The sequence below is a fragment of the Oceanisphaera psychrotolerans genome, from assembly GCF_001870485.1.
Lineage (GTDB): Bacteria > Pseudomonadota > Gammaproteobacteria > Enterobacterales > Aeromonadaceae > Oceanimonas > Oceanimonas psychrotolerans.
Map to the genome: position 1 here is coordinate 22,831 of NZ_MDKE01000007.1, position 21,909 is coordinate 44,739.

At 59.6% G+C, this 21,909-nt stretch carries 22 protein-coding genes, 2 tRNA genes, 2 pseudogenes and 1 riboswitch; of the genes and pseudogenes, 15 read left to right on the forward strand and 11 right to left on the reverse strand.

The window, feature by feature from the left end:
* Positions 1-42: 42 nt before the first annotated feature.
* Positions 43-1,380, reverse strand: coding sequence for an N-succinylarginine dihydrolase (gene astB / locus BFR47_RS02955; protein ID WP_071471693.1), 1,338 nt, complete (start codon positions 1,378-1,380; stop codon positions 43-45).
* Between the two features lie 334 nt (positions 1,381-1,714).
* Here astB and topA point away from each other — a divergent pair.
* Both topA and BFR47_RS17915 read left to right on the forward strand, forming a co-directional pair.
* A pseudogene (gene topA, locus BFR47_RS02960) lies at positions 1,715-4,338 on the forward strand (type I DNA topoisomerase).
* Positions 4,339-4,447: 109 nt separating this feature from the next.
* Positions 4,448-4,612, forward strand: a complete 165-nt coding sequence (locus tag BFR47_RS17915) for a hypothetical protein (RefSeq protein WP_175514048.1) — start codon at positions 4,448-4,450, stop codon at positions 4,610-4,612.
* Positions 4,613-4,682: 70 nt separating this feature from the next.
* Here BFR47_RS17915 and BFR47_RS02965 read toward each other — a convergent pair whose 3' ends face one another.
* The 4 genes from BFR47_RS02965 to BFR47_RS02975 all read right to left on the reverse strand — a co-directional run bounded on the left by BFR47_RS02965 (position 4,683) and on the right by BFR47_RS02975 (position 8,498).
* Positions 4,683-5,036: an MGMT family protein gene (locus tag BFR47_RS02965; RefSeq protein ID WP_071471694.1), complete on the reverse strand. Its 354-nt coding sequence runs from the start codon at positions 5,034-5,036 to the stop codon at positions 4,683-4,685.
* A 4-nt stretch (positions 5,037-5,040) separates the two neighbouring features.
* Positions 5,041-6,594, reverse strand: coding sequence for a methyl-accepting chemotaxis protein (locus BFR47_RS02970; protein ID WP_071471695.1), 1,554 nt, complete (start codon positions 6,592-6,594; stop codon positions 5,041-5,043).
* Positions 6,595-6,762: 168 nt separating this feature from the next.
* Positions 6,763-7,152, reverse strand: coding sequence for a gamma-glutamyltransferase (locus BFR47_RS18950; RefSeq protein ID WP_281245922.1), 390 nt, complete (start codon positions 7,150-7,152; stop codon positions 6,763-6,765).
* Entirely contained in the window at positions 7,095-8,498 is a 1,404-nt protein-coding gene (locus BFR47_RS02975) for a gamma-glutamyltransferase family protein (protein WP_281245923.1), read from the reverse strand. Before BFR47_RS02975 ends, BFR47_RS18950 begins: the two co-directional genes overlap by 58 nt.
* 209 nt (positions 8,499-8,707) lie before the next feature.
* Here BFR47_RS02975 and BFR47_RS02980 point away from each other — a divergent pair.
* Both BFR47_RS02980 and BFR47_RS02985 read left to right on the forward strand, forming a co-directional pair.
* Positions 8,708-8,783: transfer RNA gene (locus BFR47_RS02980), tRNA-Gly, on the forward strand.
* An 11-nt stretch (positions 8,784-8,794) separates the two neighbouring features.
* A tRNA-Cys gene (locus BFR47_RS02985) sits at positions 8,795-8,868 on the forward strand.
* 20 nt (positions 8,869-8,888) lie between these two features.
* Here the strand turns inward: BFR47_RS02985 and BFR47_RS19365 are convergent.
* The 3 genes and pseudogenes from BFR47_RS19365 to BFR47_RS19375 all read right to left on the reverse strand — a co-directional run.
* Positions 8,889-9,257 carry a DUF1853 family protein gene (locus BFR47_RS19365; RefSeq protein WP_425433982.1) on the reverse strand — a complete coding sequence of 123 codons (369 nt, stop codon included), beginning with the start codon at positions 9,255-9,257 and terminating at the stop codon, positions 8,889-8,891.
* On the reverse strand, positions 9,155-9,394 hold the full coding sequence (locus BFR47_RS19370) for a DUF1853 family protein (RefSeq protein WP_425433983.1): 240 nt from the start codon (positions 9,392-9,394) through the stop codon (positions 9,155-9,157). Before BFR47_RS19370 ends, BFR47_RS19365 begins: the two co-directional genes overlap by 103 nt.
* Before the next feature lie 10 nt (positions 9,395-9,404).
* Positions 9,405-9,737: pseudogene (locus BFR47_RS19375) on the reverse strand (DUF1853 family protein); the annotation flags it as partial.
* 9 nt (positions 9,738-9,746) lie between these two features.
* On the opposite strand from BFR47_RS19375, the gene BFR47_RS03000 reads away from it, so the two are divergent.
* The 4 genes from BFR47_RS03000 to moaA all read left to right on the forward strand — a co-directional run bounded on the left by BFR47_RS03000 (position 9,747) and on the right by moaA (position 13,993).
* Positions 9,747-10,505 (forward strand): Nif3-like dinuclear metal center hexameric protein, encoded by a 759-nt coding sequence (locus tag BFR47_RS03000; RefSeq protein WP_071471698.1) that lies wholly within the window; start codon positions 9,747-9,749, stop codon positions 10,503-10,505.
* Between the two features lie 230 nt (positions 10,506-10,735).
* Positions 10,736-12,109, forward strand: a complete 1,374-nt coding sequence (locus BFR47_RS03005; protein ID WP_071471699.1) for a sigma-54-dependent transcriptional regulator — start codon at positions 10,736-10,738, stop codon at positions 12,107-12,109.
* A complete protein-coding gene (locus BFR47_RS03010; RefSeq protein WP_071471700.1) occupies positions 12,106-12,480 on the forward strand; it encodes an Hpt domain-containing protein in 375 nt (124 codons plus the stop codon). The genes BFR47_RS03005 and BFR47_RS03010 overlap by 4 nt, the downstream gene beginning before the upstream one ends.
* Before the next feature lie 361 nt (positions 12,481-12,841).
* A riboswitch (molybdenum cofactor riboswitch) is annotated at positions 12,842-12,982 on the forward strand.
* Positions 12,971-13,993, forward strand: coding sequence for a GTP 3',8-cyclase MoaA (moaA, locus tag BFR47_RS03015; protein ID WP_071471701.1), 1,023 nt, complete (start codon positions 12,971-12,973; stop codon positions 13,991-13,993). (Overlaps the previous riboswitch by 12 nt.)
* A 26-nt stretch (positions 13,994-14,019) precedes the next feature.
* On the opposite strand, the gene BFR47_RS03020 is transcribed toward moaA, so the two are convergent.
* Both BFR47_RS03020 and BFR47_RS03025 read right to left on the reverse strand, forming a co-directional pair.
* The gene (locus BFR47_RS03020) at positions 14,020-15,432 is read right to left on the reverse strand and encodes a YfcC family protein (protein WP_071471702.1); all 1,413 of its coding nucleotides are present in this window, start codon (positions 15,430-15,432) and stop codon (positions 14,020-14,022) included.
* Positions 15,433-15,475: 43 nt separating this feature from the next.
* Positions 15,476-16,666 (reverse strand): M20 aminoacylase family protein, encoded by a 1,191-nt coding sequence (locus tag BFR47_RS03025; RefSeq protein WP_217645430.1) that lies wholly within the window; start codon positions 16,664-16,666, stop codon positions 15,476-15,478.
* 153 nt (positions 16,667-16,819) lie between these two features.
* On the opposite strand from BFR47_RS03025, the gene BFR47_RS03030 reads away from it, so the two are divergent.
* From BFR47_RS03030 to BFR47_RS03060, 7 genes are all read left to right on the forward strand, one after another.
* The gene (locus tag BFR47_RS03030) at positions 16,820-17,734 is read left to right on the forward strand and encodes a LysR substrate-binding domain-containing protein (protein ID WP_071471704.1); all 915 of its coding nucleotides are present in this window, start codon (positions 16,820-16,822) and stop codon (positions 17,732-17,734) included.
* Positions 17,735-17,948: 214 nt separating this feature from the next.
* Positions 17,949-18,464, forward strand: coding sequence for a molybdenum cofactor biosynthesis protein B (gene moaB, locus BFR47_RS03035; protein WP_071471705.1), 516 nt, complete (start codon positions 17,949-17,951; stop codon positions 18,462-18,464).
* The gene (gene moaC, locus BFR47_RS03040) at positions 18,461-18,934 is read left to right on the forward strand and encodes a cyclic pyranopterin monophosphate synthase MoaC (protein ID WP_071471706.1); all 474 of its coding nucleotides are present in this window, start codon (positions 18,461-18,463) and stop codon (positions 18,932-18,934) included. The genes moaB and moaC overlap by 4 nt, the downstream gene beginning before the upstream one ends.
* On the forward strand, positions 18,931-19,179 hold the full coding sequence (gene moaD / locus BFR47_RS03045; protein WP_071471707.1) for a molybdopterin synthase sulfur carrier subunit: 249 nt from the start codon (positions 18,931-18,933) through the stop codon (positions 19,177-19,179). The genes moaC and moaD overlap by 4 nt, the downstream gene beginning before the upstream one ends.
* A 1-nt stretch (position 19,180) precedes the next feature.
* Positions 19,181-19,627 carry a molybdopterin synthase catalytic subunit MoaE gene (moaE, locus tag BFR47_RS03050; protein WP_071471708.1) on the forward strand — a complete coding sequence of 149 codons (447 nt, stop codon included), beginning with the start codon at positions 19,181-19,183 and terminating at the stop codon, positions 19,625-19,627.
* Between the two features lie 318 nt (positions 19,628-19,945).
* Positions 19,946-20,752: a MetQ/NlpA family ABC transporter substrate-binding protein gene (locus tag BFR47_RS03055; protein WP_071471709.1), complete on the forward strand. Its 807-nt coding sequence runs from the start codon at positions 19,946-19,948 to the stop codon at positions 20,750-20,752.
* Positions 20,753-20,768: 16 nt separating this feature from the next.
* A complete protein-coding gene (locus tag BFR47_RS03060; protein WP_071471710.1) occupies positions 20,769-21,611 on the forward strand; it encodes an alpha/beta fold hydrolase in 843 nt (280 codons plus the stop codon).
* Here BFR47_RS03060 and BFR47_RS03065 read toward each other — a convergent pair.
* Positions 21,608-21,865, reverse strand: coding sequence for a DUF1289 domain-containing protein (locus BFR47_RS03065; protein WP_071471711.1), 258 nt, complete (start codon positions 21,863-21,865; stop codon positions 21,608-21,610). The genes BFR47_RS03060 and BFR47_RS03065 overlap by 4 nt on opposite strands.
* Between the last annotated feature and the right edge of the window lie 44 nt (positions 21,866-21,909).

Consider the following 21,909-nt stretch of genomic DNA (forward strand, 5'->3'; position numbering starts at 1 on the left):
GGACTGGGGACAATGTCCCCAATCCCCAATCCCAGCCTTTAACTACCGTTGGAAGGGGTAGACCGAGCCCAGTTGCAGGATCTGGGTCAGCTCGTCGAGGGCCGAACGAGACTCCAGCAGCAAGGCCGGGTCACGCAGATCGTTCAGACTCAGGCGGTCGCGGTAATGCCGGTCAACCCACTGGTTGAGACGGCCAAACAGCGCCTCGTTCATCAGGCAGGCGGGATTGGTGGCCGCATGCTCTGCCTCGTTCATCGCGACCCGCAAGCGCAGGCAGGCCGGCCCACCGCCGTTGCGCATGCTCTGCTTCACATCCATGAAATGCACTTCCCGGATCGGGGTGTTCAGGGTCAGCAGCTTGTCCAGATAGGCTTTGACGCTCGGAGTTTCGGCACACTCGGAAGGGGCGATGATCGCCATGTGGCCGGGTCTCAGGGTCACGATCTGGGTGTTGAACAGGTAGCTCTTTACCGCATCCAGCACCGGTACCTCGGTGGTAGGCACTTCGATGAAATGCAGCTCGGTGTCGGGCAGCTTGCGACGGATTTCATCCAGCGCGGCGGCGGTGTCGAGAAAGGCTTCCTGATGATAAAACAGCACATTCTGGTTGCCGACCGCGATCACGTCGTTATGGAAGACGCCCTGATCGATGACATCGGGATTCTGCAGGATAAAGATGGCGGTATCGTCGTTCAGACCGTGCAGTCGGGCCACGGCGCGGGAGGCCTCAAGGGTCTGGCGGGCCGGATAGCGGCGGGGCGCCGGCTGGCTCAAATCGAAGGCGCTGCGGCCATAAACGAACAATTCAACCCCGCTCCGGCCGTAATCGGCGCACAGACGAGTGTGGTTGGCGGCCCCTTCGTCACCGAAATACTCGTTGGCAGGCAGCGCCTGATGGTGACAAAAATAGCGCTCGTCGGCAAAGACCTGGCCGAGGATACGGCCGGTGACTTCATGTTCGATGGAACGATGAAACTTGTTGGTCAGGTTTGCCGGGGTAAAGTGAATGCGGCCGTCCTGGGTATCGGCGCTGGGCGAGACGGTGGCGGCATTGGCGGTCCACATGCTGGACGCGGAGCAACAGGCGGCCAGTAGCACCGGGTCTTCGCGAAAGGCTTTTTCCAGCACCTGGGCATCGCTGCCGGTAAAACCCAGCCGGCGCAGGGTGTTGATGTCGGGGCGCTCCTGGGGCGCCAGTACCCCCTGTACCAGACCCAAATCGGCCAGGGCCTTCATTTTTTGCAGGCCCTGTCTGGCCGCCTGTTTGGGGCTGGAGGCATCCTGAGCATTGCTTTGAGAGGCTACATTGCCGTAAGACAGGCCGGCGTAGTTATGGGTGGGGCCAACCAGACCGTCAAAATTAGCTTCAAACTGTACCATTATATTGTCCTTTTAAATGGTGTTAGGGGCAGAGAAAATGCTGATTGAAGCCATTATATGTGGATTTTTTGGGGAGATGTAACCCAATTTTAACAACAGATTATGCCTTAATCATAACAATGCATAAAAAGCGGTCGAACAGGCAGCTTATTCAAAAAAGCGGTTGATTCCTGCTGGTATGAAGGTGTTAATAAGTAAATATAAATTCATTGAACTTTTTTCCGGCTCTAGCCTGGCAAGTTTGCATTTTACGGCTTTTTAACTTATACAGCCGTCATTACCTTGCCGCCGGACCCCTGAACGGGGGCCAGACCTTAAGGACCTTACGCGCTTTATGAGCAAATCGCTGGTTATCGTGGAATCGCCCGCCAAGGCAAAAACCATCAACAAATATCTGGGTAAGGACTTTATCGTCAAATCCAGTGTCGGCCATGTGCGGGATCTCCCCACCGCCGGCTCCTCTGCCGCCAAGAAAACCGGGGGGAAAAAAGCCGACACCAAGCAGCTGAGCCCGGAAGAAAAGGCCCGGCTCAAACAGCAGAAAGAACAGAAGGCGCTGATCGCCCGTATGGGAGTGGATCCCAACCATGGCTGGAAGGCGAATTATCAGGTGCTGCCGGGTAAAGAGAAGGTGGTCACCGAATTACAGACGCTGGCCGAAAAAGCCGACACCATCTATCTGGCAACGGATTTGGACCGCGAAGGGGAGGCGATAGCCTGGCACCTCAAGGAGCTGATCGGTGGTGACGATGAGCGCTTCAAGCGGGTGGTATTCAACGAAATCACCAAGACCGCCATTCAGGATGCCTTCAGTCGTCCCTCCGATCTGAACCAGAACCGGGTCAATGCCCAGCAGGCCCGTCGTTTTCTGGATCGGGTGGTGGGCTACATGGTTTCGCCCCTGTTGTGGAAAAAGGTCGCTCGTGGCCTGTCTGCCGGTCGGGTGCAGTCGGTTGCGGTACGGCTGCTGGTAGAAAAAGAACGTGAAATCAAGGCGTTCGTGCCGGAAGAGTACTGGGACATTCAGGCCAGCCTGAGCAACGAAGAAAAGCTGGCGCTGTCGATGGCGGTGGCCAAGTACCAGGCAAGGAATTCCGCCCGGTCAACGAAGCCCAGACCATGGCCGCGGTCGATGCGCTCAAGGCGAGCCGTTTCGAAGTGGTCTCGCGGGATGACAAGCCGACCCAGAGCAAGCCACCGGCGCCCTTCATTACCTCTACCCTGCAGCAGGCGGCCAGTACCCGGCTGAGCTTCGGCGTCAAACGTACCATGATGCTGGCCCAGCGACTCTACGAGGCGGGTTACATTACCTACATGCGAACCGACTCCACCAACCTGAGCCAGGAAGCGGTGGCCGGGGTGCGCGAGTTTATTCAGGAGCAATACGGCCCGTCCTATCTGCCCGACGATCCCAATGTCTACAGTGCCAAAGCCAACGCGCAGGAAGCACACGAAGCGATTCGTCCCTCCGACGTGGCGTTGGCCGCCGACCAGCTCGATGGTATGGAAGCGGATGCCAAGCGGCTGTACGACCTGATTTGGCGCCAGTTTGTGGCCTGTCAGATGGTGCCGGCCCAGTATGACAGCAGCACCATTACCGTGCGTGCCGGCGACTACGATCTCAAGGCGCGGGGTCGCATCCTGAAGTTTGCCGGCTGGACCAAGGTACTGACACCCCAGAGCCGAAAGGGCGAAGACACGGTGCTGCCGGCGGTACAGGCGGGCGAAGTGCTGACGCTGGATAAACTCGATCCCAAGCAGCATTTTACCAAGCCGCCGGCGCGCTTTACCGAAGCGGCGCTGGTGCGAGAGTTGGAGAAGCGTGGTATCGGCCGCCCTTCCACCTATGCGTCCATCATTTCCACCATTCAGGACCGGGGCTACGTCAAGGTGGAAAGCCGGCGCTTCTATGCGGAAAAAATGGGTGAGATCGTGGCCGATCGGTTGCAGGAAAGCTTTGCCGAGCTGATGAACTACGACTTTACTGCCCAGATGGAAAGCAAGCTGGATGAAATTGCCGACGGCAGCCTCAACTGGACTCAGGTGCTGGACGCCTTCTATGCGGAGTTCAGCGAAGATCTGGAAAAGGCCGAGATGCCGGCGGAAGAAGGTGGCATGCGTGCCAACGAAATGGTGCTGACCGACATCGACTGCCCCACCTGTGGGCGCAAGATGGGTATCCGTACCGCCAGCACCGGGGTCTTTCTGGGGTGTTCCGGTTATGCACTGCCACCCAAGGAACGCTGCAAGCAGACCATCAACCTGATCCCCGGTGACGAATTCGTGCTGGCCAACGACGAGGAAGCGGAAACCGACGCCCTGCGCGCCAAGCACCGCTGCGGCAAGTGCGGTACCGCCATGGATGCCTATCTGATTGACGACAAGCGCAAGCTGCACGTCTGTGGTCAGAACCCGGACTGTGACGGCTACGAGCTGGAGCAGGGCCAATTCAAGCTGAAAGGCTATGAAGGCCCGGTGATCGACTGTGATCGTTGTGGTGCCGAGATGCAGTTGAAGAACGGCCGCTTCGGTAAGTATATGGCCTGCACCAACGAGGAGTGCAAGAACACCCGCAAGATCCTCAAAAATGGCGAAGTCGCTCCGCCCAAGGAAGATCCGGTGCATCTGCCCGAGTTGCCCTGTACCCAGTCCGATGCCTATTTCGTGTTGCGTGACGGTGCGGCGGGCATCTTCATGGCGGCGAGCAATTTCCCCAAATCGCGGGAAACCCGGGCGCCGCTGGTGGAAGAGCTGGTGCAGTTCAAGGATCGGCTGCCGCCCAAGTTCCTGTACCTTACCGAGGCACCGACCGAGGATCCGGAAGGTAACAAGGCGGTGGTGCGATTCAGTCGCAAGAACAAGGAACAATATGTGATGACCGAGGTCAATAAGAAAGCGACCGGTTGGACGGCTCATTATACTGATGGTAAATGGCAGCAGCGGCAGAAAGGAAAGTAACCGCGATACCAGGCCGGCCAGAATGGCTGGCCTGATCAGATAACCAAGGGTGAAGGTTATCGCAAGGATGTCAATTTAAAGCGGCAAACCCTGCCTATGGAGAGTGAATATGGATATTCATGACATCAGACCGGGTATGATTTGTCATACTTCGGACGGCTCCGGTTATGTACTGGAAGTCGACATCAACAATCAACTGATATTGCTGCAGCGAGAAGATGAAACCATTCCGTTTCAGGTTCATGTCAGTGAACTGCTGGAAGAGGCGGACTGAGCCGCCAGCGGTGTTTAATGTTCCATCAGCACCTGGATGGCGGCCGGTTCTGGCAGGTTTGCCATCTGTTTCAATGTTCCATCAGCATCAGGATAACCGCTAAATCGGGCCGCCATCTGTGTTGCTCCATCGCGACCCTGTTCCCTTGCAACAAGACGCCCTCTGCCTGTAACCGGTATCGTTGTTCAAGCCAGCCATCACTGCCAGCGGGCAGACTGATGCGGCCATCGGCGGCGACGACCCGGTGCCAGGGCAAGGCTGAAGTGTCTTCGGTACGCAAAATGCGGCCGACCAGCCGGGCTCTTCCCGGCAGGCCGGCCAGATCCGCCAGTTGCCCGTAACTGACTACCTGCCCCGGAGGGACCAGGGCAAGCAGGTTCAGCACGTGGCGGTGATGGTCGGGTTTGTTGCTGTTGTTTGGCAAGGGCTCAGGAAAAGGTCCGGGTCAGATCGTTGAGTCCCTGGGAGCGATCCAGCAGTTCTTTGCTGGAGCTTTCCACATGGGCGATTTTGTGCAGGTTGGCCGAGGACGTTTCCGAGATCTGATGGACATTGTGGCTGATTTCTTCTGCTACCAGTTGCTGTTGCTCGGCGGCGGTGGAAATTTGCACGGTCAGGCCGACGATATTGTCAATTTCGGTCACCACTCGAGCCAGGCTGGCGCTGCCGGTTTCGGCCGCATGCACGCATTCCTGGCTGTGCTCCATGTTGGCGTCCATCATGGAGCGCCACCGTGCCAGCGTCTGCTGGATCTGACTGATACTGGTCTGAATCTGTTCGGTGGCACCGTGGGTGCGGGTGGAGAGGGCGCGGACTTCTTCCGCCACCACCGCAAAACCGCGACCGTGTTCGCCGGCGCGAGCCGCTTCGATGGCGGCATTAAGCGCCAGCAGGTTGGTCTGGTCGGCAATGCCCTGGATTTCACTCATCAGGGTGCCGATGCGGTCCGACTCCTGGGTCAGGGCCAGGGTCGCCTCGGCGGCGTGTTCGGCCTCCCGGGCCAGATCGATAATCTTCTGTTTGGTTTGTTCCAGCTGCCCCTGGGTCAGGTGGCACTGGTGCTGGGCCTCTTCCGCATTGCTGGCCGCCTGCTGGGTATTGCGGGTGATTTCGTTGGCGGTAGCCGACATTTCATCGATGGCGGCGGCGATTTGATGGGTATCGCTGTCTTGCTGGCTCAGATCGGCGCGCGCGCCGGTCATGGATTGCATCATGCTGCCCGCCAGCGCCTTGAGCGAATGGGTGGCGTCATCGACCCGGCCCAGTATGGTGCGGGTACGGGCCTGCCACATCTTGAGGTGGTAGTCGGCGATGGAGTGGGGTTCATCCCCGGAATAGATCAGCCGGGAAATACTGTCGTATTCGCGACCCAGTCCCTGGAGATAATGTTGGGTGCCAAACAACGACTTGCGGTAGCAGAGGGTGAACCAGGCTACGGGCAGTAGGCTCCAGAGCAACTGGCTGGTGCCGCCATAGGCAAAGGATCCTGCCAGCAAGGCCACCAGACCGCTTGCCGATAACCAGGGAGTGATCCGTTTCAGCGAGAGGCGAGAGCCGCTGTTGTTCTGTTCCTGTTTCAGTAACTGCCGGTAGGCCTGCGCAGCCCGGTCACGGACGCGATCGTCGAGTCGGGTGCGCACCGACTGGTAGCCGGTGACTTTTCCTTGCTGGTAAATGGGTGTTACATAGGCATCTACCCAGTAATAGCGGCCGTCTTTACAGCGATTCTTTACCGCGCCCCGCCAGGCCTGACCGGCCTTGGCATGTTCCCACAGATCCTGAAAGGCCGCCTTGGGCATATCCGGGTGGCGAACGATATTGTGATTTTTGCCAATCAGTTCTTCGGGTTGATAGCCGGCAACATGACAGAATACATCGTTGGCATAGGTGATAACGCCGCGCAGGTCGGTGGTGGAAACCAGTTGCTCCTGGTCGTTGTAAGTCACTTCCTCATCAATAAGGTGCTGGTTTCTTCTGCTCATCGGTATCCGCTATTTGTTATGGAATGACGGTGGTGTGTGTTCGGGTTATCGGTCCCGGCGCCGCAAACTTTAGTAGCGTCTTTCAAGGCCATCAATATACGGTGATTCTACGTAAAATACAGGCTTTACCTGTATATTATGTAGGGTTATTCGGTTTTCGGTCATCGTCTAGTCGGCGGCCAGCGCAACCCCTTCACGCCGTGGGTCGGCAGCGCCGCTGAGATGGTCCTGATGCAGCATGATGCCGTGCAGGCCGGAGTTGAGTTCGGTCAGGCGGGTACTGAAGCCCTGCTGTTCCAGAGCCGCTTGCAACGCCTGGTTGCGCCCTCCCGGCTCCATTTCCAGTACTCCCCCGCGATGCAGTATATGGGGCTGATGCAGCGCTTCCTGCAGGTTCATGCCCCAGTCGAGCACATTGAGCAGGGTGTGCAGCACATAGCCGATAATGCTGCTGCCCCCGGGTGAGCCGATCACCAGCAGGGGGCGGCCCTGATACAACACTATGGTGGGCGCCATCGACGAGCGAGGGCGCTTGCCTGGTGCCAGTCGATTCGCCACCGGTATGCCTTCCGATGGGGGCTGAAGGAAAAGTCGGTCAGCTCGTTGTTGAGCAGAAAGCCCTGTACCATCAGGCGAGAGCCGAAGCCGTTCTCGATGGTGGAGGTCATGGACAGGGCATTGCCTTCCCGGTCGACGATGCTGAGATGAGACGTGGAAGGAAACTCGGGAGAGCGGTCGGTAGCCTGTTGCCCGAGCGAGGGCAACGGGGTGCCGGCGCTTACCCGGGGTAGCGCACGGGTGGCCTCGGTGATCAGTCGTGCCCGGTCGGCGAGATAGCCGGGGTCGAGCAATTCGTCCACCGGCACCGGGACAAAGTCGCTGTCGGCGGCATAGACATTGCGATCGGCAAAGGCCAGTCGTGAGGCATCGGCAATCAGCCGCCAGCTTTCCGGCGAGTTGGGGCCCGTGGTGGCCAGCTCGACATGGGACAGGATCCCCAGTATCTGTCCCAGCGCCAGGGTGCCGGAGCTGGGCGGTCCCATGCCACAGATCTGATATTGCCGGTAGGGGGCGCAAAGCGGCGCTCGTTCCTTGACCCGGTAGTCGGCCAGGTCGGTCAGACTAAGGTGGCCGGCGGGGGTGGCCTGACGTACCTTGTCGACCATGGCGTTGGCCAGTGCACCCCGATAGAACGACGAGGGGCCTTCGATGCTGAGTCGGGTGAGCATGGCAGCCAGCAGGGGGTTGGTCCTGATGGCGCCGGCCTGTAGCGGCTTTCCGTCATTATCGAAGAAATAGCGGCGGCTGTCCGGATCCCGCGACAGGTATTCCCGATCCTGTGCGATCAGTCGGGCCAGGCGTGGTGATACGATAAAGCCGTCCAGCGCCAGGGAGATGGCCGGGACGAACAGCTCGCGCCAGGGCAGGGTGCCGAAGCGCTGATGCGCCTGCCACATCAGCATGACGGTGCCGGGCGTGCCGACCGAGCGCCCGCCGACCACCGCATCGAAAAAGGCCAGTGGCTGTCCCTCTTCATCGAGAAACAGATCGTCCGGCGTCGTCATGGGGGCGCTTTCCCGCCCATCCAGTGTGGTCAGACGGGCCTGCTGTTGCTGCCAGTACACCAGAAAGGCGCCACCGCCCACCCCGGAGGACTGAGGTTCGACCAGAGTCAGTACCGCCTGGGCCGCCACCATGGCATCAACCGCGCTGCCGCCTTGTTGCAGTATCTGTTGTGCGGCCTTGCTGGCATAGGGATTGGCGGTGACCACCATCGCCTTGTGGGCGGTGACCAGTGGCTTGTCACGCCAGCCGGTGGCGGCTTCCGGTGCCGGCACACCGGACAGGGTGTCGGCCTGAACAGCGGGGACCAGCAGCAGTATCATCAACAGCAGCAAGGACATGGGGCTACTCCATGGAAACAGATGCTGGCAAGCTTAGTCAGTTTCGGGCAGAACGGCCAAGGCGGCGGCTTGTTAAAAAATGCTCAACTCGCTGAAAATTAAAACGAATAAACCAAATGACATAAAAATGACTTGTATTGGCCGTCGGTCCGCCTATAATGCGCAGCCATCGGACGGCAGCAACTGCGGCCCGGTATACCAGATTTAAAGCGGGAATAGCTCAGCTGGTAGAGCACAACCTTGCCAAGGTTGGGGTCGCGAGTTCGAATCTCGTTTCCCGCTCCAAATTCTGCAAAGGCGCGTTAGCAAAGCGGTTATGCAGCGGATTGCAAATCCGTTCAGTCCGGTTCGACTCCGGAACGCGCCTCCATTTTCCAGCTTTATCCCTCGTTATCTACCCCTTGTGTCAAGCCACTCCTCATCGACTCTGATGTACCAGTTACCTTCCCGGTTATGGAAATTCTGTTTTTTATCCTGATGATCACCGAGCCGTCCACCGGTCAACCAGCCCATTTTCTGCTGTGGTTCAAAAGAAGCATCCGGATACGCCAGGCCCCAGTACCCGCGCTCCCCCTGTTCGGATAAAAATTGTTGGCAGCCGGACGGGTAATACAGGCGTCCTTTCAGGATCATGCGTGTTTTTTGTGGCATTATTTTCAGCTGACCGAGCCGTTCACGGATGGTGGGGTGCTGGCTGAGCCGGAGCTGATGGTGGAGCATGTGCTCGACCTTGTGTCGTAGTTTGTCGCGAGGGTTGATGCCACAGCCGTGACCATAGGAGCGCCGGGATCGCTTATCAGGTAGAATTTTACCGCCAGCTCCCAGTGTTCGATACGCTGTGATGCCCGGTCCCAGACGATAAAGTCGAAGGCACCGAGGGTGGTGCCGTCGACCACCTGCTGCCAGTTGTAGGCCAGCAGCTGAAAGCGATGATGATCGAGCAGAAAAAAAGTGCCAGAGCGCTTCGAAATACAGGCCCAGCCTGCGGTAAGTACGACAATGGGCGTGCAGCAGCTCGGGGGCCGCATCAAGCTCGAACAGTCGGGGTTGGTATTCATCGAGTAGCTGCCGATACCAGTCATTATCGGGTGCCTGCTGGCTGACCTGCAACAGGTTGGGGCTGGCGAGCGCCCAGGCCAGATCCCGTACTACCGGATCGCTCAGCCGCGCCAATAAAGAACGAAATGCATGACTCATCAGCGGAACCTTTTGTTTTACAATGGGGCAAACACACGTCATGGAGCCAGTATGAATAATCTGGAACTCGAACAGCTGCTCAACAGGCAGCTCAATGCAGACGCCATCAAGGATTATTGTCCGAATGGCCTGCAAGTGGAAGGTAAAAGCGAGGTTCGCCACGTGGTAACCGGCGTCACCGCTAGCCAGGCGTTGATCGATCATGCGGTGGCCGTGGGCGCAGACGCCGTGCTGGTCCACCATGGTTACTTCTGGAAAGGCGAAAACGAGTGTGTACGCGGCATGAAGCGGCAACGACTCAAGAGCCTGCTCGGCCATGACATTAATTTATATGCCTATCACCTGCCCCTCGACATCGCGCCCGAGCTGGGCAATAACGCCCAGCTGGCGGCGTTGCTGGGGATCCGGGTCGAGGGGCCACTCGAGCCTGGCAACGCGCTGTCGGTGTCGATGCGGGGAGAACTGGATGACGCGCTTGACGGCCAGCAACTGGCCGAGCGACTGCAGCAACGGCTGGGGCGTCCGATCTTGCACGTTGGTGACAGTGGCCCGGCAGTGATCCGCCGGGTCGGCTGGTGTACCGGCGGGGGGCAGGGCTATATCGATCTCGCCGCCGAGCAGGGTATGGACGCCTTCATCAGCGGTGAAGTGTCTGAGCAGACCGTGCATGTGGCCCGGGAACGAGGCATCCATTTTTTCGCCGCCGGTCATCATGCCACCGAACGTTACGGCATCAAGGCGCTGGGCGAGTGGCTGGCGCGAGAGCAGGGGCTGGAAGTCAGTTTCAAGGATATCGACAATCCGGCTTGAGTCGTAAAGACGCAGGCATAAAAAAGACCAGGGTACACAGATACCCTGGTTTCGCAGCAGCCACAGAGGCATAAAACGGTTGTCGTACTAACAATGAGATGGCAGTGATGAGAGAGTGACAAATGAGTCACACTTGATGTTGGCTTGATGTTAACATGAAGTTAACTTGCTGCAAGTATTTTTTCGTGGGCCGTAGCAGCCGAACCGGAGATTGAGGGTGAGAGATAAAGATGGTAGATGAAAGACTGAGCGTCTTGCTGGTAGAGGATACGGCTTCCCTGGCGGCGCTGTATCAGGCCTATCTGCAAGATGAGCCGTTATCACTGACGGTGGTCACCAATGGACAGCAGGCGTTGGAGCATATCCGGCGGCAACCACCGGACATTCTGTTGCTTGACCTGATCCTGCCGGATATGCCCGGCATGGAGATTCTGCAGTGGCTGCACAGGGAGCAACCGAACGTCACCACCATCGTGATGACGGCCCATGGCTCAGTGGATGTGGCGGTAGATGCCATGCGCCTGGGAGCCCATGATTTCATCAACAAGCCGGTGGAAGCCGAACGACTCAAGGTGACCTTGCACAACACCATGAAGTTCCGCCATCTTAACCAGCTGGTGAATCGTTATCGTCATGAAATTGAACAAGAGCGTTTTCAAGGCTTTATCGGTGACAGCTTGCCGATGCAGAAAGTATACCGCCTGATTGAAAACGCCGCCCCCAGTACCGCCACCGTCTTCATTACCGGCGAGAGTGGTACCGGCAAGGAAGTCTGTGCCGAGGCGTTGCATCAGCTCAGTGGCCGCACTGAAGAGCCCTTCATTGCGCTGAACTGTGCCGCCATTCCCAAGGATCTGATGGAAAGCGAGCTGTTTGGGCATATCAAGGGCTCCTTTACCGGGGCACAGCAAGACAGAGACGGAGCCGTGATCAGGGCCGATGGTGGCACCCTGTTCATGGATGAAATCTGCGAAATGGATCTGGAGCTGCAGAGCAAGCTGCTGCGCTTTTTGCAGACCGGACAAATTCAGCCGGTGGGCAGCTCTCAGCAGATCAAGGTCGATGTGCGCATCGTCTGTGCCACCAACCGGGATCCCCTGGTTGAGGTGGAGCAGGGGCGTTTCCGGGAAGATCTCTATTACCGTTTGCATGTGATCCCGATTAACCTGCCGCCGTTGCGGGAGCGGGGTGCAGATGTGATCAGCATTGCCACCGCTCTGGTCCGCCAGGCGTCCCGGGAAGAGGGCAAGTCTTTTGTCGGTCTGTCCGAAGCCACCAAGGACCGGCTGCGGGCCTACCACTGGCCGGGTAACGTACGCCAGCTGCAGAACGTGATCCGCAATGCGGTGGTGCTGCATCAGGGTGAATGGATAGAGCTGGATATGTTGCCGGCCCCGCTGGATACTCCGCTGGCACACGGCACACCGGCACAGTTGGTGACCGATGCCATACCGGCGCCGGTCGTTCCCCTGGCCGTTGTCGAACGACAGGCCATCGAAAAGGCGATCAGCCATTGCCAGGGTAATGTTTCCCGGGCCGCCGCCTTGCTGGAAGTCAGCCCGTCCACCATTTACCGCAAGCTGCAGAGCTGGGGTAATGAATGAGTGACTGGCTTCGCCTGCAGGCCCGTTTACCGCTGCTCGAACCTCACCATCTGCAGCGGATGGAGCGGGAGCTGGGGCCCGAGGTACTGGAGCGACTGCTGCGGCTCTTTGTGCAGGATGGGCAGCAGCAGAGCGCGGCCCTGCAACGGGCCTTTGGCGAGCGAGATTACGACGCGATGGCCCGTAGCTGCCACAGTCTGAAGTCGGCCTGTGGCAGCTACGGAGCCCTGCGCTGCCAGTACCTGAGCGAAAAGCTGGAGCAGTCCTGCCATGAGCGGGATGAGGCGAGGGTGGATGCTCAGATGCAGGCATGGCAGCCAGCGCTGGAGGAGACCCTGCAGCAGCTTGAAACCCGGCAGTATGGGGAATAGCAGGCAAAAAAATGGCCAACCCAATGGGTTGGCCGAACTTCAGCTAGAGCTGAAGAGAGCACGGGATAAAAACAACTGCTGTTATATATGAAATTATCGTGCCAACTTCGCAAAGCCAGTGCTGGCAAGGCATGTTACCGAAAAGGCTGAAAATTGACCGGCGCATATTGCGAAAAGTGGACTTTTTGCAACATTCTCTTTTGCAATATGATACTCACACCTCACACCTCACACCTCACACCGCACACCTCACTCGGCGATGGACGATAAAGGGTGAGCTCCCTCAGAGAATCCACCCTGGCTCCATATTCTTCTTGATCTGAAGTTATGTTTTTACCTAAGGTGGGGACAGAAAACCGAGAAACGTCAAAAACTCCGAGTCGGGTGGACCTACGTTGACCGACGTCAATAAGGTTGCCAGACCGTTCAGCCTGGTGCTGTAAGGGTAGGGGGAGAAATGCCCCTGCCTCCCGTATTGGAAAGGTGTTTTATGTTTGAATTACAGGATGCGTTTGCGCGCAAGTTCCAGTATTTGCGGCTGTCGGTCACCGATGTCTGCAACTTCAAGTGCACTTATTGTCTGCCGGATGGCTACCGGCCCGATGGCCGCAAGTCATTTCTTACCCTGGATGAGATCCGCCGCCTGACCCGGGCCTTTGCCGCCATGGGCACCAGCAAGGTGCGTATTACCGGTGGCGAACCCTCGTTGCGCAAGGATTTTACCGACATCATCGAAACCGTGGCGGCGACCCCCGGCATCCGCAAGGTGGCCATGACCACCAACGGTTATCGCATGGCGAAACAGGTCGCCGACTGGCGTCGTGCCGGCCTGACCGCCATCAACGTCAGCGTCGACAGCCTGGATCCGCGCATGTTTCACCAGATCACCGGCCAGAATCGCTTTCATGAGGTGATGGCTGGCATCGATGCGGCCTTCGACGCCGGCTTCGAGCAGGTCAAGGTTAATGCGGTGCTGATGCGTGGCCTCAACGACGGGGATCTCGATCGTTTTCTGGCATGGATCAGGGACAATCCCATTCAGCTGCGATTCATCGAACTGATGCAGACCGGCGACATGGACGAGCTGTTCAACCGCCACCATGTACGCGGGGCCCTGATCAAGGAGCAACTGCTGAAAAGTGGCTGGCAACAGAAACTGCGCGCCCACAACGACGGTCCGGCCGAGGTATTCTGGCACCCGGATTATGCGGGAGAGGTCGGTTTGATCATGCCTTATGCTAAGGACTTCTGCGCCAGTTGCAACCGGTTACGGGTGTCGTCGCTGGGCAAGTTGCACCTGTGCCTGTTTGGAGACCATGGCGTGGACTTGCGTGATCTGCTGGCCGAAGAAGGGCAGCAGGCGGCGTTGCAGCAGCGGCTGCGGGAAGCCCTGGCCGACAAGAAAGCCACCCACTTCCTTCATCAGGGGCACACCGGCATGACGCCGCACCTGCCTCCATCGGCGGCTGAGCATAGCCCTCTTGATTGCTTTTACCGAACCGCTCTGGCCTAAGCCAGAGCGGTGATGGTTAAAACGTATCAGTAGCCCAGGTAGGCGGCGGCCACCATCATGACCCAGCAGAGCGCGTAAATGGGCACCATGATGGGCACAATGACCGGTAACCACTGGGCGTAGGACACCCGGCCCAGCGCCAGCATGGCCAGAATGCCGCCCGCAGTGGGAATGAAGAGGTTGGTCAGTCCATCACCGATTTGAAACGCCGAGACCATCAACTGCCGGCTCATGCCGATGAGATCGGCCAGCGGGATTAGGATCGGCATGGTGATCAGGGCCTGGGCCGAGCCACTGGGAATGAACAGGTTGATCACCCCCTGAATGATGCTGGTCACCACGGCGGCCAGGGCCACGGGCATGCCTTCCATAATGGAACTCAGCGATTTGACGATGGTGTCAATGATCTGGGCGTCCTGCAAGATCACCGGGATCGAGGCCGCCAGGCCTATCACCAGAGCACCCGAGGTGACCGAGGCGGCACCTTCCATCATCCGCTTGACCAGCTGGTGGGCACTCATGCCCGCCGCAAAACCGATCACGATCGCCATCATCAGGAAGATGGCGGTAATTTCCTTGATGTACCAGCCATGGGTGAACACGCCGGTCACCAGGGTAACCAATCCGGTCAGGAAGATGCCGAGAATGATCAGATCCTGGCGTGACAGCCGGTATTCATGCAGCGACTTGCTCATCTCGACCGGTTGATCGTCATGGAACTCCAGCTTGACCACGCGCAGACAGAGATAGGCCGACAGCATGGCCAGCGACGCCAGCACCATCAGGATACGCAGCTCCCAGCCCGAGAACAGCGGCAGCTCGCCAATGCTCTGGGCCACGCCCACGGTATAGGGGCTGATCGGTGACAGGGCAAAACCGATGCCGATACCGCCAACGGCCATGGTCACGCCCACCAGCCGCGAGCAGCCGATGGCTGACGCAATCAGCACGCCCACGGGCACCAGGGCGATATTGTTTTCACCGCCGACGGCCACGCCGAAAAAGCCGTAGATAAAGGTACCCAGCACGATGATCAGGTTGCGGCTCCTGATGCTGTTGCCGGCCCCGACCTTGTTGGCGGCCACGCCGACCAGGTTTTCCAGTGCGCCCGTGCTCTGCAGCACATGAAAGAGGCCGCCGGCGATAAACACGATAAACAGGAAGGGGGCGGCATTGATCATGCCCTGGGGAATGGCCAGGAACAGCTCGAAGACGTGCAGCGGGGCCGTCTCCGTTATCAGCTGGAAGGAGCCGGAAATGACCCGGCTTCTGCCATCCACGAGTTCGCGCGCGAACTCGCCGGCCGGAATAATGAAGGTCAGCAGGTAAACCGCGACCAGCACCATGAAGATAAGTACCATGGGGTCGGGGAACTCGCGAAACCATCCTCGTCTGGTGACATTGGCTCCGGTGCGGGAGTGGGGCTGTTGTTGGCTCATATTGTTGTCCTGATATGTTTACAAACAGTAATGAAGGAAGGCGTCATTCTTCAAGCGGGGTGTGCCGGGAGAAATAACGGGATATCAGGCTCACCAGGAAAGTGGCGGCCGCCTCCATGCAGTCGTCGTTGAAGTCGTAATGGGGGTTGTGCAGGCTGCAGGGGCCCAGTCGGGCGCCGGCTTCATGGCCGTTGTCGCCGTTGCCGACCAGGAAGTAACAGCCGGGCACCTGCTCCAGGAAGTAGGCGCAGTCTTCACTGCCGGTCAGGGGCGCGGTGGGCGCCTCGACACGGTCGTCGCCGAACAGCTCCCGGGCCGTGTCGATCGCCAGTTGGGTGGTGTCAGGATCGTTCATCAGCACCGGATAGCCGCGCTGGTAGTCGATGTCGCACTGGCAATCGAAGGCCTCGGCCTGTGACCGGGCCAGGGTACGGATGCGGCGCTCCAGGGTGTTGCGCACCTCGGGGTCCAGGGTGCGAATGGTGAGCTCCAGCTCGGCGGTATTGGGGATCACGTTGGCGGAGGTGCCTGCCTGCATGCGGCCGACGCTGATCACCGAGACGAGATTGGGGTCTACATTGCGTCCCACTATGCTCTGCAGGGCCAGCACGGTGGCGGCCGCCGGCAGGGTGGGATCCTGGGCCAGCTGGGGCAGGGCGCCATGACCTCCCTTGCCGATAAAGGTCAGTTTGGCCGCATCCGAGGACGCCATGAAGGCGCCGGGGCGAAAGCAGAGCTGACCCACGGGCATGCCGGGGAAATTATGCAGGGCAAAGAGCGCATCGCAGGGAAAGCGTTCAAACAGCCCTTCTTCAAGCATGCGCTGAGCGCCACCGCCGCCGCCCAGCTCCTCTGCGGGCTGGAAAATCAGGGTCAGGGTGCCACTGCCGGGCAGTCCCTGTTCACGGTGCCGGCGCGCCATGACGTCGGCGACGCCCAGCAGAATGGCGGTGTGGCCATCATGACCACAAGCATGCATCTTGCCCGCCACCTGGCTGGCCCAGGGCAGCCCGGTGGCTTCCTGAATGGGCAGGGCATCCATATCCGCGCGCAGACCCAGGCGTGGTCCCGGTGCCTCTCCCCAGCGTAGTACCCCTACCACGCCGGTGACCGCGATGCCCGTGTGGACTTCGTAGCCCCATTCCTGGAGTCGTTCCGCCACCAGCTGACTGGTTGAGAACTCTTCAAAGCCCAGCTCCGGGTGTTGATGGATCTGGCGTCGCCAGTCCTTCATCTGTTCGAGACCTGGTTTAATGTCTGCGTTCACTGTCATAATATTCACCGGCTGACATGGTTTTTCATTTATGGTGCGCAATGGTGTCAGCCGTAAGTGATACTGTAAAGGCAACGAATATTGACTGGTGACAACCTGAGGTAATCACTTTATATGAAAGATCATCAGCTCAGGGCCTTGATAAAAGTAGCCGAAGAAGGGTCGATTCGCGGTGCGGCCAGGGCGCTGCATCTGAGTCAGAGTGCCCTGACCAAGGCCTTGCGCGAACTGGAGGCCGAGCTGGGGGCAAAGCTGCTGATCCGCAGTTATCGCGGGGTCGAATTCACGCCCGCCGGCAAGAGGCTGCTGACTCGGGCGCGTCTGGCCCTGTCCACCCTGGACAAGGCCCGCGACGAGATCCGCTGGCTGCAGGGGGGCGCCGGGATCCAGGTCACGGCGGCGGTGACCACGGCCATTGCCTCGACCGCGCTGCCCATGGTGCTGAACGAGTTTGAACGTGAGTTGCCGGATGTCAGCCTGAGGTTTGTCGAGGGCATGCTGACCACGGTGCTGCCCGGGTTGCTGGAGGGGCATTTCGACTTCGCCATTGCCGTGGCCGAGCCTGAACAGCTGCCCTACGAGATCGCGTTCGAACCCCTGACCCGTATTTTCTCCGAGCCGGTGGCGCGGGAGGGGCACCCGTTACTGGCGGCCACCGACTGGTCCCAGATGCGGGATGCCCGCTGGGTCCTGAACCTGACTACCGGCAGCTCGGCCCAGCAGCTGGTGAGCTGGCTCGACACCCAGGGGCGGTCACCGCGTATTGTCCGCTGCGACTCACCCTTGCTGATGATGGAGCTTATTCGCCGGACCGACCTGGTGGGCTTTGGCCCCCGGGTCTTTTTTGAAGATCCGCTCTCCGGTTGCGGGCTGACCTGCTTTGACGCACTGCCCCGGTTTCCGGCCCATGCGCTGGGTATACTCAAGCTCAGGGGGGTGCCGCTCAACCTGGGGGCAGAGCGACTGGCCGCCCTGTTCAAGCGTCATATCAACGAGCAGGCGCTGGTGCCTCGGGGGCTGGCCACCTGAGCCGGTTCACGGGCGCGCAGCAGACGACCTTGCAGCTGCGGTTGCGGGAATCTGGCCTCCATCGGCGGCTGACCGCCAACTGCCTTTCATCGTCCCCGGCGCCGAGCGCGCCGCCGCCGGCTTTATTTTTGAGACGGCTCTCGTTGATCTTGTGTTTCCCTGTGCGAGAATGCGGTTATCAATATTCTTTATGTAAAAATTTTGTGAGGATTTCATGAGCCATGCCGATACGGCCTTTGTGCCTTTGAACATAGCGGTACTCACCGTCTCCGACACCCGTAACGAAGACACCGACAGCTCGGGCCGTTATCTGGTCGAGGCACTGACCGGGGCGGGGCACCGGCTGGCGGAAAAGGTCATCCTCAAGGATGACAAATACGATATTCGCGCCCTGATTTCCCGCTGGATCGCCAGTAAAGAAGTGCAGGTCGTGATCATCACCGGCGGCACCGGCTTTACCGGCCGCGATACCACGCCCGAGGCGGTCGCGCCCTTGCTTGACACCCATATCGATGGTTTCGGCGAGTTGTTCCGCCATATCACCTATCAGGAACTGGGTACCTCCACGGTGCAGAGCCGGGCCCTCGGCGGTCTGGCCAACCGTACCGCCGTGTTCTGCCTGCCGGGCTCCACCGGCGCCTGTCGCACCGGCTGGAACGGCATTCTGGCGGAACAGCTCGATGCCCGGCACAAGCCCTGCAACTTCGTCCAGCATCTGGTGACCGCATGAGTGGGCTGACTCACATCAACGCCTCGGGTGAGGCCAACATGGTGGACGTCGGCGACAAGGCGGTGACGGTGCGTGAGGCCCGAGCCGAAGCCTGGGTGCTGATGGCCGACGAAACCCTGCAGCTGATCCTGAGTGGCCAGCATCACAAGGGTGATGTGTTTGCCACCGCCCGCATCGCCGGCATCATGGCGGCCAAGAAAACCGCCGACCTGATCCCCCTGTGCCATCCGCTGGCGTTGTCCAAGGTGGAAGTACAGCTGACGGCGGATGCCGAGCGGGGCGGGGTGCAGATCAGCAGTTACTGCAAGCTGTCCGGTCAGACCGGGGTCGAGATGGAAGCACTGACCGCCGTCTCGGTGGCGGCGCTGACCATCTACGACATGTGCAAGGCGGTGCAGAAGGACATGAGTATCGAAGGGGTCCGGCTGCTGGAAAAGCGCGGCGGAAAATCGGGAGATTTCACGGCATGACCATCAAGGTGGTATTTTTCGCTCAGGTACGCGAACTGGTCGGGCAGGATGAGCTCAGCTTGCTCGCCGATTACGCCAATGTGGAGTCGCTGCGTCAGGCACTGGTGGCCCGGGGCGACAAGTGGGCGCTGGCGCTGGCCGACGACAAGCTGCTGGCGGCGGTCAATCACACCATAGTGCCGCTCGATACCCCCATCAAGGCGGGAGACGAAGTGGCCTTCTTCCCGCCGGTGACCGGAGGTTGAGATGATTCGGGTACAGACAGAAGACTTCAGCCTGGGCGAGGAATACACCGCCCTCAGCCAGTCGCATCAGACCGGCGCCGTGGTCACCTTTATCGGCAAGGTGCGCGAAATGAACCAGGGAGCGTCGGTCAGCGGCATGACCCTGGAACATTACCCGGGCATGACCGAGCATGCCCTGCAACAGATAGTGAGCCAGGCCCAGGGCCGCTGGCCACTGCTGGAATGCCGGGTGATCCACCGGGTCGGGGCATTGGCATTGGGCGACCAGATTGTCTTCGTCGGGGTGGCCAGCCAGCACAGAGAGGCGGCCTTCGAGGCCTGTCATTTCATCATGGACTACCTCAAGACCTGGGCGCCGTTCTGGAAGAAAGAGCAGACCGCCACCGGCGAGCGCTGGGTCGAGGCGAAAGACAGTGACACCCAGGCGGCAGAAAAGTGGCACCAGTGATCTGAGCCGTTCTTTCTGCCCACTTCAATATCAGCGTAGGCTGCAACCTCACCTTGTAGATGGCACCAACGGATAACGCCGGAGCATTAAGGAGGACGAAGGGATCTGCTTCACCGACCATCACATGACAGGGATGTCATGTGTTGAGCGTCACAGTGAGGTGCTTGAGCGGGTCGGAGAAGCTGGCCCTTTGTCCGGGATTGATATGACATGCTGATTTCCACTTGGCGTCAAACGGCCTCCTTGTTAGTATAGCCATCTAAATGTCCAAACACTCAAGCGTGCGTTGGTCGTTGCCGTCATTCTCAAGGAGTTGTCATGCGTCGTACCCTGCTCAAGTTGCCCCTGCTGGCCCTGGCCTTCGGTGCCTTTCCGGTGCTGGCCGCCGATGAAGATAAAAAGGAAATCGTCATCGGCACCACCGTGGGCGACTTTGCCGACATGGTGACCGAGTCAATCAAACCCCAGCTGGAAGCCCTGGGCTACCAGGTCAAGCTGGTAGAGTTTACCGACTACGTGATGCCGAATCTGGCACTGGCGGAAGGGGCGCTGGACGTCAACTGCTTCCAGCACCGCCCCTACCTCGAGACCTTCAGCAAGGATCGGGGCCTGGATTTGAGCCCGGTGGCGCAGGTGCCCACCGGCCCCATGGGCCTGTATTCCGGCAAGCTGAGTGCGCTTGACCAGGTGAAAAAGGGCAGCACCGTGGCCATTCCCAACGACCCGACCAATCAGGCGCGGGCGTTACTGATGCTGGCCGATCTGGGCTGGATCACCCTGCGCGACGATATCGATCCACTGCGCGCCAGCGAATTCGATGTGGCCGACAATCCCAAGGGCATCAAACTGGTGGTGCTGGAAGCGGCGCAGCTGCCTCGTTCCCGGCAGGATGTGGATTTCTCGGTGATCAACGGCAATTACGCCGCCTCCAGCGGTATCGCCTTCAGCGAGGGCCTGTTCCTCGAGCGCAGCTACGACTTCATCAACTGGGTGGTGGTGCGCAGCGAAGACAAGGACAAGAGCTTCGTGCAGGACGTGGTGGCGGCTTACGACTCGGATGCCTTCAAGGACTATGCGGTGAAGCGTTTCGAGGGCTACAAGTACCCCGAGAGCTGGAACCGTTAAGGCACCTCCATTTCCGATGCATTCATCATGGCAGTTTGAGGTTCATGGCCGACGGCTGGCGGTGATGGAGTGGGGCGACCCGCAGGGGATGCCGGTGGTGGCGTTGCACGGCTGGCTCGACAACGCCGCCAGCTTCACCCTGCTGGCCCGGCATTTACCCCGGATACGGCTGATCGCCCTCGACCTGGCCGGGCATGGATTTTCCGATCACCGAGCGGCCGGCCAGCCCTACTATATATGGGACAATGTGGCCGATGTGCAGGCCTTGCTCGACGAGCTGGCGCTGGACAGCGTGGCCCTGCTCGGGCACTCCATGGGTGCCGGGGTCGCAACCCTCTTTGCGGGCGCCTTTCCCGAACGGGTCAGCCGGCTATTGCTGTTGGACGGCCTGACCCCTCTCGATTATCCCGCCGAGCAGTTGCCGCAGCAGATGGCCGAGGCCTTGCTGAAAGGTACTCGCCTGAGTCGTCGTTCGCTGCGGCCCTATGCCAGTTTCGAGCAGGCGGTACAGGCGCGCATGAACGGGCGCTGGCCGGTAAGCAGAGCGGCGGCGTGCTGGCTGCTGGAGCGGGGCTTGAGGCAACAACCGGATGGCTGGGTCTGGCGCAGTGACCTGGCCCTGACCCGGCCCTCGGTGGTTCGCCTGTGCGAGCAACAGATTACCGCCTTCGTGCGCCGGCTGACCATGCCGGTGCTGCTGGTGATGGCGGAGCAGGGTATTGGCATGGCACGGGTCGAACCATGGCTCGAACTGATGCCGTCGCTCGAACTCAAGGTGCTGGCCGGCGGCCATCATCTGCATCTGGAAGAAGAAGCGGCGGTACGGATTGCGGGCTGGATAGGCGAGCGGCTGGTCTAAAGCAGCGAATCCTGGGGCGGGGCGTCCTGTTGGGCCAGATCCAGCTCCAGCTGCTTCTTGCGGGCGGCGGCCAGCACCCGGCGCTTGCGATCCTGGCACAGGCGGATCACCTCGCGCTTTTGTCCCGAGGTGAATTTCAGCCAGTTGAAACGTTCGTCCCGGCTGCGAAAGCAGCCCTTGCAGTAGCCTCGGTTGTTGACCTGACAGACACCGATGCAGGGGCTGACGACCTCGAAAAACTCCAGTTGCTCCATCTGTTTCCTCCCAATCCCCCCTAAATGGAGCATATTTCACCGCG

Bases quoted from the DNA above. Each gene is read 5' to 3' on its own strand.
- astB (WP_071471693.1), bottom strand. From the start codon at position 1,380: ATGGTACAGTTTGAAGCTAATTTTGACGGTCTGGTTGGCCCCACCCAT.
- BFR47_RS17915 (WP_175514048.1), top strand. From the start codon at position 4,448: ATGGATATTCATGACATCAGACCGGGTATGATTTGTCATACTTCGGAC.
- BFR47_RS02970 (WP_071471695.1), bottom strand. From the start codon at position 6,594: ATGAGCAGAAGAAACCAGCACCTTATTGATGAGGAAGTGACTTACAAC.
- BFR47_RS02975 (WP_281245923.1), bottom strand. From the start codon at position 8,498: ATGTCCTTGCTGCTGTTGATGATACTGCTGCTGGTCCCCGCTGTTCAG.
- BFR47_RS03000 (WP_071471698.1), top strand. From the start codon at position 9,747: ATGAATAATCTGGAACTCGAACAGCTGCTCAACAGGCAGCTCAATGCA.
- BFR47_RS03005 (WP_071471699.1), top strand. From the start codon at position 10,736: ATGGTAGATGAAAGACTGAGCGTCTTGCTGGTAGAGGATACGGCTTCC.
- BFR47_RS03010 (WP_071471700.1), top strand. From the start codon at position 12,106: ATGAGTGACTGGCTTCGCCTGCAGGCCCGTTTACCGCTGCTCGAACCT.
- moaA (WP_071471701.1), top strand. From the start codon at position 12,971: ATGTTTGAATTACAGGATGCGTTTGCGCGCAAGTTCCAGTATTTGCGG.
- BFR47_RS03020 (WP_071471702.1), bottom strand. From the start codon at position 15,432: ATGAGCCAACAACAGCCCCACTCCCGCACCGGAGCCAATGTCACCAGA.
- BFR47_RS03025 (WP_217645430.1), bottom strand. From the start codon at position 16,666: ATGAAGGACTGGCGACGCCAGATCCATCAACACCCGGAGCTGGGCTTT.
- BFR47_RS03030 (WP_071471704.1), top strand. From the start codon at position 16,820: ATGAAAGATCATCAGCTCAGGGCCTTGATAAAAGTAGCCGAAGAAGGG.
- moaB (WP_071471705.1), top strand. From the start codon at position 17,949: ATGAGCCATGCCGATACGGCCTTTGTGCCTTTGAACATAGCGGTACTC.
- moaC (WP_071471706.1), top strand. From the start codon at position 18,461: ATGAGTGGGCTGACTCACATCAACGCCTCGGGTGAGGCCAACATGGTG.
- moaD (WP_071471707.1), top strand. From the start codon at position 18,931: ATGACCATCAAGGTGGTATTTTTCGCTCAGGTACGCGAACTGGTCGGG.
- moaE (WP_071471708.1), top strand. From the start codon at position 19,181: ATGATTCGGGTACAGACAGAAGACTTCAGCCTGGGCGAGGAATACACC.
- BFR47_RS03055 (WP_071471709.1), top strand. From the start codon at position 19,946: ATGCGTCGTACCCTGCTCAAGTTGCCCCTGCTGGCCCTGGCCTTCGGT.
- BFR47_RS03060 (WP_071471710.1), top strand. From the start codon at position 20,769: ATGCATTCATCATGGCAGTTTGAGGTTCATGGCCGACGGCTGGCGGTG.
- BFR47_RS03065 (WP_071471711.1), bottom strand. From the start codon at position 21,865: ATGGAGCAACTGGAGTTTTTCGAGGTCGTCAGCCCCTGCATCGGTGTC.